At 73.1% G+C, this 13,167-nt stretch carries 12 protein-coding genes; 5 read left to right on the forward strand and 7 right to left on the reverse strand.

Features of this window, described 5'->3' with window-relative positions; translation table 11 throughout:
• Positions 1-11: 11 nt before the first annotated feature.
• The 5 genes from SXIM_RS23175 to SXIM_RS23195 all read right to left on the reverse strand — a co-directional run bounded on the left by SXIM_RS23175 (position 12) and on the right by SXIM_RS23195 (position 5,207).
• The gene (locus SXIM_RS23175; protein ID WP_030730539.1) at positions 12-713 is read right to left on the reverse strand and encodes a phosphoadenylyl-sulfate reductase; all 702 of its coding nucleotides are present in this window, start codon (positions 711-713) and stop codon (positions 12-14) included.
• Positions 710-889: a hypothetical protein gene (locus SXIM_RS23180; RefSeq protein ID WP_030730543.1), complete on the reverse strand. Its 180-nt coding sequence runs from the start codon at positions 887-889 to the stop codon at positions 710-712. Before SXIM_RS23180 ends, SXIM_RS23175 begins: the two co-directional genes overlap by 4 nt.
• A complete protein-coding gene (locus SXIM_RS23185) occupies positions 886-2,580 on the reverse strand; it encodes a nitrite/sulfite reductase (protein ID WP_046725033.1) in 1,695 nt (564 codons plus the stop codon). Before SXIM_RS23185 ends, SXIM_RS23180 begins: the two co-directional genes overlap by 4 nt.
• 326 nt (positions 2,581-2,906) lie before the next feature.
• Positions 2,907-3,524: a GNAT family N-acetyltransferase gene (locus tag SXIM_RS23190; RefSeq protein ID WP_046725034.1), complete on the reverse strand. Its 618-nt coding sequence runs from the start codon at positions 3,522-3,524 to the stop codon at positions 2,907-2,909.
• 30 nt (positions 3,525-3,554) lie between these two features.
• Complete coding sequence (locus tag SXIM_RS23195; protein ID WP_030730550.1) at positions 3,555-5,207, reverse strand: acyl-CoA dehydrogenase family protein; 1,653 nt, start codon at positions 5,205-5,207, stop codon at positions 3,555-3,557.
• A gap of 17 nt (positions 5,208-5,224) precedes the next feature.
• Here SXIM_RS23195 and SXIM_RS23200 point away from each other — a divergent pair, with 17 nt between their 5' ends.
• The 5 genes from SXIM_RS23200 to SXIM_RS23220 all read left to right on the forward strand — a co-directional run bounded on the left by SXIM_RS23200 (position 5,225) and on the right by SXIM_RS23220 (position 12,201).
• Entirely contained in the window at positions 5,225-6,652 is a 1,428-nt protein-coding gene (locus SXIM_RS23200; RefSeq protein WP_234306827.1) for a YihY/virulence factor BrkB family protein, read from the forward strand.
• A 52-nt stretch (positions 6,653-6,704) separates the two neighbouring features.
• Complete coding sequence (locus SXIM_RS23205) at positions 6,705-7,526, forward strand: helix-turn-helix domain-containing protein (protein ID WP_234306828.1); 822 nt, start codon at positions 6,705-6,707, stop codon at positions 7,524-7,526.
• A 174-nt stretch (positions 7,527-7,700) separates the two neighbouring features.
• Positions 7,701-10,103: an endopeptidase La gene (gene lon / locus SXIM_RS23210; RefSeq protein ID WP_046725035.1), complete on the forward strand. Its 2,403-nt coding sequence runs from the start codon at positions 7,701-7,703 to the stop codon at positions 10,101-10,103.
• 63 nt (positions 10,104-10,166) lie between these two features.
• The gene (locus SXIM_RS23215) at positions 10,167-10,628 is read left to right on the forward strand and encodes a PPOX class F420-dependent oxidoreductase (RefSeq protein WP_030730563.1); all 462 of its coding nucleotides are present in this window, start codon (positions 10,167-10,169) and stop codon (positions 10,626-10,628) included.
• A 115-nt stretch (positions 10,629-10,743) separates the two neighbouring features.
• On the forward strand, positions 10,744-12,201 hold the full coding sequence (locus SXIM_RS23220; protein WP_030730567.1) for an AlkA N-terminal domain-containing protein: 1,458 nt from the start codon (positions 10,744-10,746) through the stop codon (positions 12,199-12,201).
• A 54-nt stretch (positions 12,202-12,255) separates the two neighbouring features.
• On the opposite strand, the gene SXIM_RS23225 is transcribed toward SXIM_RS23220, so the two are convergent.
• Together SXIM_RS23225 and SXIM_RS23230 are read right to left on the reverse strand one after the other, a co-directional pair.
• The gene (locus tag SXIM_RS23225) at positions 12,256-12,633 is read right to left on the reverse strand and encodes a PPOX class F420-dependent oxidoreductase (protein ID WP_030730569.1); all 378 of its coding nucleotides are present in this window, start codon (positions 12,631-12,633) and stop codon (positions 12,256-12,258) included.
• Between the two features lie 25 nt (positions 12,634-12,658).
• Entirely contained in the window at positions 12,659-13,141 is a 483-nt protein-coding gene (locus SXIM_RS23230) for a DUF456 domain-containing protein (RefSeq protein WP_030730572.1), read from the reverse strand.
• Positions 13,142-13,167 lie beyond the last annotated feature (26 nt).

A 13,167-nucleotide genomic window follows, 5' to 3' on the forward strand; every position in this document is an offset into this window, starting at 1 on the left:
CAACTGCGCCATCAGCCGTGCAGTCCGCATTCGGTCTTGCCGCGCCCGGCCCAGCGCCCGGCACGGGCGTCCTCGCCGGCCCGCACCCGGCGGGTGCACGGCGCGCAGCCGATGGAGGCGTAGCCGTCCTGGAGCAGCGGGTTGGTGAGCACCCCGTGTTCGGCGACGTAACGGTCCACGTCGTCCTGGGTCCAGCGGGCGATGGGGGAGACCTTGACCTTGCCGCGGCGTTCGTCCCAGCCGACCACCGGGGTGCCGGCCCGGGTGGGGGACTCGTCGCGGCGCAGCCCGGTGGCCCACGCGTCGTACCCGGCCAGCCCTCGCTCCAGCGGGGCCACCTTGCGCAGCGCGCAGCAGCGGTCGGGGTCGCGGTCGTGCAGCGCGGGGCCGAACTCGGCGTCCTGTTCGGCGACGGTGCGGCGCGGGGTGAGGGTGATGAGGCGGACGTCCATCACCGCTTCGACCGCGTCGCGGGTGCCGATGGTCTCCGGGAAGTGGTAGCCGGTGTCGAGGAAGACCACGTCCACGCCGGGGTGCGCCCGGGAGGCGAGATGGGCGACGACGGCGTCCTCCATGGAGGAGGCCACGCAGAACCGCGGGCCGAAGGTGCCGGTGGCCCAGCGCAGGATCTCCAGTGCCGGGGCCTCCTCCAGTTCCCGGCCCGCCCGTTCGGCGAGCGCGCGCAGTTCGGTGGCGGCACGGGGGGCGCTCATATCGGTTCCTCTCCCGGCGGTCGCTGCCGCAGTCCGCTCGCCAGCAGTCCCAGGAACGACAGCCGGAAGGCGCGGTTGCAGGCCGCGCACTCCCAGGCGCCGTGCCCTTCCTCGGAGGGGCGCAGGTCCTCGTCGCCGCAGTAGGGGCAGTAGTACGGGGCGGCCCGCTCGCTCATGACAGCGCCTCCGCATCGGCCCGCGCCGCCCACTTAGCGAAGGACTCGCCCTCGGTGCGCTGTTCCTCGAAGGCGCGCAGCACCCGCTCGATGTAGTCCGGGAGTTCGGCGGAGGTGACCTTCAGGCCGCGCACCTTGCGGCCGAAGCCGGGCTCCAGACCCAGCGATCCGCCCAGGTGCACCTGGAATCCCTCGACCTGCCGGCCCTCGGCGTCCGTCACCAGCTGGCCCTTGAGGCCGATGTCGGCGATCTGGATGCGGGCGCAGGAGTTGGGGCAGCCGTTGATGTTGATGGTGAGCGGCTCGGTGAAGCCGGGCAGCCGGCGCTCCAGTTCGTCGATCAGCGAGGCGCCGCGGCCCTTGGTCTCCACGATCGCCAGCTTGCAGAACTCGATGCCGGTGCAGGCCATGGTGCCGCGCCGGAACGGCGAGGGCCGCGCGGTCAGGTCCAGCGTCGCCAGGCCCTCGGTCAGCGAGGTGACGCGGTCCTCGGGGACGTCGAGGATCAGCATCTTCTGCTGCACGGTGGTCCGCACGCGGCCGGAGCCGTGCGACTCGGCGAGGTCGGCGATCTTCGCCAGGGTCGTCCCGTCCACCCGGCCCACCCGGGGGGCGAAGCCGACGTAGTACCGGCCGTCGCGCTGCGGGTGCACCCCGATGTGGTCGCGCCACTGGTCCACCGGGGCAGCCGGGGCGGGGCCGTCGGCCATCCGGCGCAGCAGGTACTCGTCCTCCAGCACCTGCCGGAACTTCTCCGGACCCCAGTCGGCGATCAGGAACTTGATCCGGGCCCGGGTACGCAGCCGCCGGTAGCCGTAGTCGCGGAAGAGGCCCACGACACCCTCGTACACGTCGGCGACTTCCTCCAGCGGCACCCAGGCGCCCAGCCGTACCCCGATCTTGGGGTTGGTGGACAGGCCGCCGCCCACCCACAGGTCGAAGCCTGGGCCGCGTTCGGGGTGCCGGACGCCGACGAACGCGATGTCGTTGACCTCGTGGGCCACGTCCTGCTGCGGGGAGCCGGAGATGGCGGCCTTGAACTTGCGCGGGAGGTTGGAGAACGCCTTGTTGCCGATGACGCGGCGCTGGATCTCCTCGATGGCGGGGGTGCCGTCGATGATCTCGTCGGCGGCGATGCCGGCCACCGGGGAGCCGACGATGACGCGCGGGGTGTCGCCGCACGCCTCGGTGGTGGACAGGCCCACGCCCTCCAGGCGGCGCCAGATCTCCGGCATGTCCTCGATGCGGATCCAGTGGTACTGGATGTTCTGCCGGTCGGTGATGTCGGCCGTGCCGCGGGCGAACTCCTGCGAGACCTCGGCGATCACGCGCAGCTGGGCGGTGGTCAGCCGGCCGCCGTCGATGCGCACCCGCAGCATGAAGTACTCGTCGTCCAGTTCCTCCGGCTCCAGGACGGCGGTCTTGCCGCCGTCGATGCCGGGGCGGCGCTGCGTGTACAGCCCCCACCAGCGCATCCGGCCGCGCAGGTCGGCGCCGTCGATGGAGTCGAACCCGCGCTGCGCGTAAATGGTTTCGATGCGCGTCCGTACGTTGAGACCGTCGTCGTCCTTCTTGGTCTGCTCGTTCGGGTTGAGCGGGGTGAAATGTCCTGCGGCCCACTGGCCTTCGCCGCGGTGGCGTCCGGCTTTGCGGCGGTTGGGGGCAGCGGGCTTTTTCGCGGGCTCGGACATGCTTCTTTCGTCCTTCGGCAGGCGGCAAAGAGACTCTGACCCACAATGAGCCGCGCAAAAGCGGCGGAACGGGGCAGAGTCGGCGTCGGGCAGCCGGTTGTCAGGCAGACACACCGGGGAAGGGCGGCCGGCGCGCGGTGGCGCTCAGCAGTGCGGACACATGGCGCTGCACATACGACCGAGGTCGATGTGGCGCCTGCTCACCAGGGCGGTTCCAGCTCGCGACATGCCGGTCAGCGTCGCACGGGCGCTGTCGGGCAGTCCAGAGTCGTCCGTGATGTGGACGGATGAGTCTCATATGCAGAGACGTGCTGGTGAGAGCCCCGTTATGCGCCCGGCCAGGGGCCGGGCTGCGCCGCGTACGGCTCCTGGCCGACCCGGGTGTCGTACAGCCGGAAACCGCGCCGCCGGTAGTTCTCCAGGGCGTGCTCCCCGTCCTGCGAGCAGGTGTGCACCCACACCCGCCGGGTCGGCTCGCGGTCCGGCCACCGCCCGGCCAGATCCCAGGCGCGGGCGGTGCCCTCGGCGAGCAGCAGTCCGCCCAGGCCACGGCCCCGGAAGGCGGGCAGCAGCCCGAAGTAGCTGATCTCCACCACCCCGGCGTCCTGGGCGGTCAGTTCGACGAAGCCGCCGGGAGTGCCGCGCTCGTACACCACCCAGGTCTCCACCCCCGGCCGCTCCAGATGCGCCCGCCAGCGGGCCAGGTCCCACGGCAGCCGGTCGGTCCAGGCGACATCCTGGCCCACCGCCGTGTACAGAAAGCGGCTGAACTCGGGGCTGGGCACCGCAGCCCGCTCGATCCGGACCTCCGCGCCGGGCGCCGGACGGCGGGCCGGGCCGGGCTCCCGCGGCTCCGTCTGCTCCAGGTACCAGGTGGTGACGGTGACACGGACGGCGGGGGCGTCGGCGTCGCGGGCGGGGTCCGGGGGCGGCGAGGTGCTCATTCCCGTCATTCCATCACAGGCACCCCACCCCTACCGGGGCAGCGCCCGCTCCACCACCGCCTCCAGGTCCAGCCCCTTCGGCAGCGTCCCGAAGGCGAGCCCGCCCTCCCCGCCCAGCCGCGAGGCGCAGAACGCGTCGGCCACCGCCGCCGGGGCGTACCGGACCAGCAGCGACCCCTGCAGCACCAGCGCCAGCCGCTCCACCAGCCGCCGCGCCCGCCCCTCGATGCCCTCCAGGTCCGACAGCTCCGTCAGCACGTCCTTGATCGCCGCGTCCAGCCGGTGGTCGGCGCCCGAGGAGTGCCCCACCTCGGTCAGGAACGCGTTCAGCGCCATCGGTTCACGCTGCAACGCCCGCAGTACGTCGAGGGACTGCACATTGCCCGCGCCCTCCCAGATCGAGTTCAGCGGCGACTCGCGCAGCAGCCGCGGCATCCCGGACTCCTCCACGTAGCCGTTGCCGCCCAGGCACTCCAGCGCCTCCACCGTCAGCGGGGTACAGCGCTTGGTCACCCAGTACTTGGCCGCCGGCACCGCGAGCCGCAGCAGATGCCGCTCCGAGGCGCTGCCCGCCGCCGCCCGGTCGTACGCCGCAGCCAGCCGCATCGTCAGCGCGGTCGCCGCCTCCGACTCCAGCGCCAGATCCGCCAGGACGTTGCGCATGAGCGGCTTGTCGATCAGCGCGCCGCCGAACGCCGAACGGTGCTCCGCGTGATGCACCGCCTGGGTCACCGCCTGCCGCATGATCGCCGCGGACCCGGCCACACAGTCCAGCCGGGTCGCCGCCACCATCCCGATGATGGTGGCCACCCCGCGACCCTCCTCGCCGACCCGCCACGCCAGCGTGGAACCGTCGAACTCCACCTCGGCGGAGGCGTTGGAGCGGTTGCCCAGCTTGTCCTTCAGCCGCTGGACGAGGAAGGTGTTGCGGCTCCCGTCCGGCAGCACCCGGGGCAGCAGGAAACAGGTGAGCCCGCCGGGCGCCTGCGCCAGCACCAGGAACACGTCCGACATCGGCGCCGAGCAGAACCACTTGTGACCGCGCAGCGCGTAGGCCCCGTCCTCCTGGAGCGGTACGGCCTCGGTCGTGTTGGCCCGGACGTCCGAGCCGCCCTGCTTCTCCGTCATCCCCATCCCGGCCAGCACCCCCGCCTTGCCGGCCGCCGGGCGCAGCCCCGGCTCGTACACCGTGGAGGTCAGCAGCGGCTCCCACGCGGCGGCCAGAGCGGGCTCGGCGCGCAGCGCGGGCACCGCGGCGTGCGTCATCGACAACGGACAGCCGTGCCCCGCCTCCACCTGCGACCACACCACGAACGCGGCGGCGCGCCGCAGATGGCCGTCCGTACGCGGCCACGCCGCCGTCAGGCCGGCGGCCACCCCGCGCTCCAGCAGCCGGTGCCAGGACGGGTGGAACTCCACCTCGTCGATCCGCTCGCCGTAGCGGTCGTGGGTGCGCAGCACCGGGGGGTTCTCGTTGGCCAGCCGCCCCCACTCCTGCGCCTCCCGCGAGCCGGCCGCCCGGCCCAGCTCGCTCAACTCCGCCGCGCTGCGCGCCGCCTGCCCCGGGTCACCGCTGTGGCGCTCCACCGCCTCCCGCAGCGCGGCGTCCGCGCCGAAGACGTCGTGGCCCACCAGGGGCGGAACTTGGTTGGTCACCCGGTGCGTGCTGGAGGTGGAGGTCATGCGGTTACGTTATGCGCGTGAACGCCGAACAGTCAGCACCCATACCGGAAGGACAGCGCAGACAGCGCGCGGCGGAGCGGGGGGAAGCACCACGGGGGACGACCGGGGACGGGGCGCGGGGCCGGACGCCGGACCCCGGGCCCGGCACGAGGCACGACAGACACGACAGAAAGCAGGAGAAGAAGCGGGAGAAACAGGAGCGCAGACGCCTCGGCCGCCCCTCGCGCAGTGCCGTCTACCGCAACATCCCCAAGGGCAGGCTCTCCTGGCTGCTGCTGAAGGACACCGTCACCTCCTGCTCCGAGCACCGGGTGATGGGCATGGCCGCCGAGGCGGCGTTCTTCACCCTGCTCTCCCTGCCCCCGCTGCTGCTGGGCCTGATCGGGCTGCTCTCCAGCCTGGACGCGGTGGCCGGCACCACGGCGCTGCCCACCGTGCGCGGCCACATCCTGGAGCTGTCCGGGGCGATGCTCTCCGACCGCGGCGTGGACGAGGTCATCACGCCGCTGATCAACGATCTGGTCTCCGGGCCGCGCCCCGACGTGATGTCCTTCGGCTTCATCGTCGCCCTGTGGTCGGGCTCGCGGGCGATGAACGTCTTCGTCGGCACCATCACCGTGATGTACGGGCTCGACGGCCACCGCAACCCGGCCACCACCCGGCTGCTGGCGTTCTCCATGTACGTGGTCAGCATGGTGGTCGGCGCGATCGCCGTGCCCGCCATGGTGATCGGCCCCGGCATGGTCGCCGAGTGGGTGCCGCAGCTGTCCGGGGCGCTGCGCTACACGTACTGGCCGCTCCTGCTGCTGCTGTGCGTCTCCTTCCTCACCACGCTGTACCACGTGTCGGTGCCGGTGCGGTCGCCCTGGCGCGAGGACATCCCCGGCGCGCTGGTGGCGCTGACCATCTGGGCGGCGTGCGCGTACGCCCTCAAGGCGTATCTGCGCGCGACCGTCGAGGGGCCCAGCATGTACGGGTCGCTGGCGGTGCCGGTCGCGATCCTGCTGTGGCTGGCCCTGTCCGCCTTCGCCGTGCTGGTCGGCGCCGCGCTGAACGCCGCCGTGGACCGGATCTGGCCCACCGCCACCATCGCCGCGGCCCGTGCCGAGAGCGAGCGCGCCCGCGCCGCCGCCGCGGCGGCGATGGCGGCGGCCGTCAAGTCCCGCCGTTCGCGGGCCGAGGCGCAGGGCATCCCGGAGCCGGACGATCCCATGGTGACCGCGCGCCGCTGGGCGAAGGCGTGGCAGCGCGGGGAGCTGCGGGAGGAGCTGGAGCGCATGCGCCGGGCGGGCGACGACCGTCGCCGGCGCATCCGGGGCACCGACCGCCGGGGCGCCAAGTCCGTCACGGTGCGCGCCGGATCGCGGGGTAAGGGTTCTAGTACAGTGAGGCGTTCGCGGCTACGGCATGGGAGCGGACATGGGCGTGACAAGAGCCGTGAGTGAGCGCGTCGGGGGACCCCTGGACGACCGCAGATCCGGGCCCACCGTCCCCCGCATGATCCTGGGCTCCAGGCTGCGCAAGCTGCGCGAGGCCCGCCGGATCACCGGCGCGGAAGCGGGCGAGGTGATCCGTGCCTCGCACTCCAAGATCAGCCGGCTGGAGATGGGCCGCACCGGGTTCAAGCTGCGCGACGTGGATGACCTGCTGACGCTGTACGGGGTGACCGACTCCGCCGAGCGCGCCACCCTGCTGGCACTGGCCCGGCAGTCCAACACCCCCGGCTGGTGGCACGCGTACCACGATGTGGTGCCCAGCTGGCTGAACGTCTTCCTCGGCCTGGAGCAGGCGGCTGTGGTCATCCGTACGTATGAGCAGCAGTTCATCCCGGGACTGCTCCAGACCGAGGGGTACAGCCGCGCCGTGCACCGGCTCACCCCCGAGCCGCAGGACGGGCTGCTGGAACGCCGGGTCGAGCTGCGGATGGCCAGACAGCGCATTCTGCACCGGCCGGGCCCGCCCCATCTGTGGGCGGTGATCGACGAGGCTGCGCTGCGCCGCTCCATGGGCAGCGCGGCGATGATGCGCGAGCAGCTGGGGCATCTGCTGGAGATCTCCCGGCTGGCGCACGTCAGTATCCAGGTGCTGCCGTTCTCGGCCGGCGGGCACGCGGCGGTGGGCGGCCCGGTGACGGTGCTGCGCCCGCCGGGCGCCGAGCTGCCCGACGTGGTGTACCTGGAGCAGCTGAACGGCGGCGTCTACCCGGACAAGCCCGCCGAGATAGAGCAGTACCGGCACGTGATGAACCAGGTCGTGCTCCAGGCCGAGCCGCCGACCGCCACCGCCGCCTTCCTGGAGCGGCTGCTGCGGGAGAGCTGACGGGCCCGCGCGTCCGGGCGCGGTCACCCGCGCGGTTCCCCGGCGCGCGCCCGTGCGGGGACGCGTACGGTCCCGCACTGATCGCTCACAGCGAACGCCCGGCCTCCGGGGAACATCCCGCCGCCCTCCGGCATTGAGTGCAGTGAACTCAACTTGTCTGCTGAGGGAGAGGTCATGGCACCGACATCGTCATCCGACACACTCACCCTGCCCGTGCTGCCCCTGGACGACGAGGTCGTGCTGCCCGGCATGGTCGTCCCGCTGGAACTGTCCGACCCCGAGGTCCGCGCCGCGGTCGAGGCCGCCCAGGCGGCGGCCCCCGCCGGTGAGAAGCCCCGCGTCCTGCTGGTGCCGCGGATCGAGGGCTCCTACGCCGCGACCGGCGTCGCCGGCCGCGTCGAACAGGTCGGCCGGCTCTCCGAGGGCGGCCCCGGCGCCCTCATCCGCGGCCTGCGCCGGGTGCGGATCGGCTCCGGCACCACAGGACCCGGCGCCGCCCTGTGGGTCGAGGGCACCCCCGTCGCCGAGGAGCAGCCCACCCCGCTGCCCGGCGCCGTCACCGAGCTGATGAAGGAGTACAAGGCCCTGGCCACCGCCTGGCTGCGCCAGCGCGGCGCCTGGGAGGTCGTCGACCGGCTCCAGCAGATCGAGGACCCCGGAGCCCTGGCCGACAACGCCGGCTACTCCCCGTTCCTCACCACCGAGCAGCGCCTGACACTGCTGGAGACCACCGAGCCGGTCGAACGGCTGCGGCTGGCCGTGCGCCTGCTCAGCGACCACCTGGCCGAACAGGATGTCGCCGAGTCCATCGCCAAGGACGTCCAGGAGGGCGTCGACAAGCAGCAGCGCGAATTCCTGCTGCGCCGCCAGCTGGAGGCCGTCCGCAAGGAACTGGCCGAGCTGAACGGCGACGCCGCGGACGAGGGCGAGGACTACCGCGCCCGCGTGGAGTCCGCCGACCTCCCCGAGAAGGTCCGCGAGGCGGCCCTGAAGGAGGTCGACAAGCTGGAGCGCTCCTCCGACGCCTCCCCCGAGGGCAGCTGGATCCGTACCTGGCTGGACACCGTTCTCGAACTGCCCTGGAACCACCGCACCGAGGACGCCTACGACATCACCGGTGCCAAGGCGGTCCTGGACGCCGACCACGCCGGGCTCACCGACGTCAAGGAACGCATCACCGAGTACCTGGCCGTGCGCAAGCGCCGCTCCGACAAGGGCCTGGGCGTCATCGGCGGACGGCGCGGCGGCGCCGTCCTCGCCCTGGTCGGTCCGCCCGGCGTCGGCAAGACCTCGCTGGGCGAGTCCGTGGCCCGCGCCATGGGCCGCAGCTTCGTCCGGGTCGCGCTGGGCGGTGTCCGCGACGAGGCCGAGATCCGCGGCCACCGCCGTACGTACGTGGGCGCCATGCCCGGACGCGTCGTGCGCGCCATCAAGGAGGCCGGGTCGATGAACCCCGTCATCCTGCTGGACGAGATCGACAAGGTCGGCAGCGACTACCGGGGCGACCCCTCCGCCGCGCTGCTCGAAGTCCTGGACCCGGCCCAGAACCACACCTTCCGCGACCACTACCTGGAGGTCGAACTCGATCTGAGCGACGTGGTCTTCCTGGCCACCGCCAACATGCTGGAGGGCATCCCGCAGCCGCTGCTCGACCGGATGGAACTGGTGCAGCTCGACGGCTACACCGAGGACGAGAAGGTCACCATCGCCCGGGAGCACCTGCTGCGCCGCCAGCTGGAGCGGGCGGGCCTGGACCCCGCCGAGGTGGGGGTGACCGACGGCGTGCTGCGCAAGCTGGCCGGCGAGTACACCCGCGAGGCGGGCGTGCGTTCCCTGGAACGCTCCCTGGCCCGGCTGCTGCGCAAGGTCGCCGCCCGCAACGAGCTGGGCGAACTGACCCTGCCGCACACCGTCACCGAGGACGATCTGCGCGGCCTCATCGGCCGTCCGCACCACACGCCGGAGGCGGCCCAGTCGCCCGAGCAGCGGCGCACGGCGGTCCCCGGCGTGGCCACCGGGCTCGCGGTCACCGGCGCCGGGGGCGACGTGCTCTACATCGAGGCGTCGCTGGCGGACGCGGAGACCGGCGGCGCCGGGCTGAGCCTCACGGGCCAGCTGGGCGACGTCATGAAGGAGTCCGGCCAGATCGCCCTGTCCTACCTGCGCTCGCGCGGCGCCGAACTGGAACTGCCGGTCGGCGACCTCAAGGAACGCGGCGTCCATCTGCACATCCCCGCCGGGGCGGTGCCCAAGGACGGCCCCAGCGCCGGCATCACCATGACCACCGCGCTGGCCTCGCTGCTGTCCGGGCGCCAGGTGCGGCCGGACGTGGCGATGACCGGTGAGGTCTCGCTGACCGGCCGGGTGCTGCCGATCGGCGGCGTCAAGCAGAAGCTGCTCGCCGCGCACCGGGCCGGCATCACCACGGTGATCATCCCGCAGCGCAACGAGCCCGATCTGGACGACGTGCCCCGTGAGGTGCTGGCGGACCTGGAGGTGCACCCGGTCACCGATGTCCGCCAGGTGCTGGAGCTGGCGCTGACCCCGGCCGGCACCGAGGTGGCGATGGCCGCCTGATGCCACGCCCTCCCCCGGCCACGCGCCGGGGGAGGGGCCACCGGTGGACTAGGGTCGGGCGCCATGAGTCCCTCCATCGCCACCAACACCCGTGTCGAACTGCCCGGACTGCTGGAGTTCGTCCGCCCCCGGCACCGCGCCATCCTGCTCACCCGGCGCGCGGACGGCGCCCCGCAGGGCTCCCCGCTGACCTGCGGGGTGGACGACGACGGACGGATCGTGGTCTCCACGTATCCCGAGCGCGCCAAGACGAGGAACGCCCGCCGTGACGAGCGGGTCTCCCTGATCGTCCTGTCGGACGAGTGGAACGGCCCCTGGGTCCAGGTCGACGGCACCGCCGAGGTGCTGGACCTGCCCGAGGCACTGGAGCCGCTGGTCACCTACTACCGCAACATCGCCGGCGAGCACCCGGACTGGGACGAGTACCGCGCGGCGATGACCAAGCAGGGCAAGTCCCTGATCCGGATCACCCCCACCCACTGGGGCCCGATCGCCACCGGCGGCTTCCCGGCCCGGCTGGCCTGACCCGGCTGCCGTCGGGCCGTCGACGGGCCGCCCGCGCGGCCCTGGCGACGCTCCGACGGCCGTGTCCGTTTTCCGCCAGTGGAGAGCTCGCGCCGGGCGCACACTGGGCAGTGTGATGGACGACGACAGCAGGTACGAGGCGGTCCGCAGCCGCGACGAGCGGTTCGACGGGGTCTTCTACACGGCCGTGCGCACCACCGGCATCTACTGCCGGCCCAGCTGCCCGGCCGTCACCCCCAAGCGGGCTCACGTCACCTTCCACCCCTCGGCCGCCGCCGCCCAGGCCGCCGGCTACCGGGCCTGCCGCCGCTGCCGCCCCGACGCCGTCCCCGGATCGGCGGAGTGGAACGTCCGCGCCGACGCGGTCGGGCGCGCCATGCGCATGATCGCCGACGGTGTCGTGGACCGCGACGGCGTCACCGGGCTCGCCTCCCGGCTCGGCTACAGCCCCCGCCAGGTGCAGCGCCAGCTCACCACCGAACTCGGCGCGGGACCCGTCGCGCTGGCCCGCGCCCAGCGCGCGCACAGCGCCCGCATCCTGCTCCAGAGCACCGCGCTGCCGATCACCGAGATCGCCTTCGCGGCCGGGTTCTCCAGCGTCCGGCAGTTCAACGACACGATCCGGCAGGTCTACGCCCGCACCCCCACCGAGGTCCGTGGCGGCCGGACCACCCCGCCCCAGGACCGGGCCGGCGTCCCGCTGCGGCTGGCCCACCGGGGTCCGTACGCAGCCCGGGAGATCTTCGACTTCCTCGGCCGCCGTGCCATCACGGGCATCGAGGAGATGACGGGGGAGCCGGGTGCCCGTCTCTACCGCCGTTCCCTCGACCTGCCGCACGGCAGCGGCATCGCCGAGGTGGGCGAGCACGACGGGAAGGGCTGGCTGCCCGCCCGGCTCATGCTGACGGACCTGCGGGATCTCACCACGGCCGTGCAGCGGCTGCGCCGGCTGTTCGACCTGGACGCCGATCCGTACGCGGTCGCCGAGCGCTTCGCCGCCGATCCGCATCTGGGGCCGCTCGCCGCCGCCCGCCCCGGGCTGCGGTCCCCCGGCGCCGCCCAGCCGCACGAACTGGCGGTGCGCGCCGTCCTCGGCCAGCAGATCACGGTGGCCGGTGCCCGGACCCTGGGCGGCACCCTGGTCGCGGCGTACGGCAAGCCGCTGCCGGCGCCCGACGGTGCTCTCACCCATGTCTTCCCCACCGCCGACGCCCTCGCCGGTGCCCCGCTCGGCGAGCTGGGCATGCCCGGGGCCAGGCGCCGCACCCTGCGCACGCTGTGCGCCGCGCTCGCCGACGGCACCGTGACCCTCGACCCCGGCGCCGACCGTGACGCGACGGAGGCCGCGTTGCTCGCGCTGCCCGGGATCGGCCCGTGGACCGCCGGCTATCTGCGGATGCGGGCGCTGGGCGATCCGGATGTCTTCCTGCCGGGGGACGCCGGGGTGCGGCACGGTCTGGCGGGTATCGGCGCCACCGCGGCCGACGCGGAGGGCTGGCGGCCGTGGCGTTCGTACGCGGTCCACCATCTGTGGCAGGTCACCCCGGCGGCGCGGACCGGCCATCGCGACTGACGTCGGCCCGGGGCCGCTGGGCGCGCGGATCGGGCGCGACCGTATCAGCCGGGTTCAGCCGGGCAGTCCCCAGCTGAGGATGCGGCGCGGACGCACCCGGATGACCTCCGGGCTGAAGCCGGGGCCCAGATCCACCTCGCCCACCAGCAGTTGGGCGATCCCGCGGATCTCCACCCCGCGTACCCGCCAGGGGGTGACGCTCGCCAGGTCGTCCACGACCAGCGACAGATGGGGATTGACCGTCAGGTTGCGCCACTTGACCGAGGCGCCCATCGCCTGGCCGCCGATCAGCAGCGTGCCGTCGACCTGTGCGAAGAAGCCCACCGGCTTTGCCTGCGGGCGTCCGGCGGGATCCACCGTGGCCAGCCGGGCCAGCCGCTGGGTGGCCAGGTAGGCGCGCTCGGCGGGGCTGAACTCAACCTGCTCCGTCATGGCCGCAGCCTGCCACGGCCCGGCCTCAGCCCCACCGCAGCACGCCGAGCCACAACCCCGTCACCAGCAGACATGCCGCCAGTTCGACCAGCATCCGGCGCCCGACCGAGCGCATGATGACGCGGGTGGAGGACACCGCCGCGCCGTGGTCACCGAGCCGGGCCCGCTCCCACCCGTACAGGGCCCCGATGAACCCCGGCACCACCCCGACCACCGGCAGGACGAAGAAACCGACGATCCCCGTCCCCCCGGCGAACAGCAGCTGACGCTTCCGTACCCCGGCCTCCCGCCGGCCGGCGGCCGGAAGCAGCCACTGCACCACTTGATGAACCAGTAATAACGCGGTGGCGGTGACCAGCACCCACCACGCCTGCGAGGTGCCTTCGGCGGAACTCCACCAGAACACCGCCGCCCACACCGCCAGTGATCCCGGCACCCCGGGCACCATGATGCCCAGCAGACCCAACAGCATCACCAGGCCCACCAGCAACAGCTGCCATATCCCCATGGGCCCCAGGCTGCCGCATATCGATC

It is taken from the genome of Streptomyces xiamenensis, from assembly GCF_000993785.3.
Lineage (GTDB): Bacteria > Actinomycetota > Actinomycetes > Streptomycetales > Streptomycetaceae > Streptomyces > Streptomyces xiamenensis.

Coding starts and splice junctions, on each gene's coding strand:
- SXIM_RS23185 (WP_046725033.1), bottom strand. CDS start 2,580: ATGTCCGAGCCCGCGAAAAAGCCCGCTGCCCCCAACCGCCGCAAAGCC.
- SXIM_RS23190 (WP_046725034.1), bottom strand. CDS start 3,524: ATGAGCACCTCGCCGCCCCCGGACCCCGCCCGCGACGCCGACGCCCCC.
- lon (WP_046725035.1), top strand. CDS start 7,701: ATGGCACCGACATCGTCATCCGACACACTCACCCTGCCCGTGCTGCCC.
- SXIM_RS23225 (WP_030730569.1), bottom strand. CDS start 12,633: ATGACGGAGCAGGTTGAGTTCAGCCCCGCCGAGCGCGCCTACCTGGCC.
- SXIM_RS23205 (WP_234306828.1), top strand. CDS start 6,705: ATGATCCTGGGCTCCAGGCTGCGCAAGCTGCGCGAGGCCCGCCGGATC.
- SXIM_RS23220 (WP_030730567.1), top strand. CDS start 10,744: ATGGACGACGACAGCAGGTACGAGGCGGTCCGCAGCCGCGACGAGCGG.
- SXIM_RS23195 (WP_030730550.1), bottom strand. CDS start 5,207: ATGACCTCCACCTCCAGCACGCACCGGGTGACCAACCAAGTTCCGCCC.
- SXIM_RS23180 (WP_030730543.1), bottom strand. CDS start 889: ATGAGCGAGCGGGCCGCCCCGTACTACTGCCCCTACTGCGGCGACGAG.
- SXIM_RS23230 (WP_030730572.1), bottom strand. CDS start 13,141: ATGGGGATATGGCAGCTGTTGCTGGTGGGCCTGGTGATGCTGTTGGGT.
- SXIM_RS23175 (WP_030730539.1), bottom strand. CDS start 713: ATGAGCGCCCCCCGTGCCGCCACCGAACTGCGCGCGCTCGCCGAACGG.
- SXIM_RS23215 (WP_030730563.1), top strand. CDS start 10,167: ATGAGTCCCTCCATCGCCACCAACACCCGTGTCGAACTGCCCGGACTG.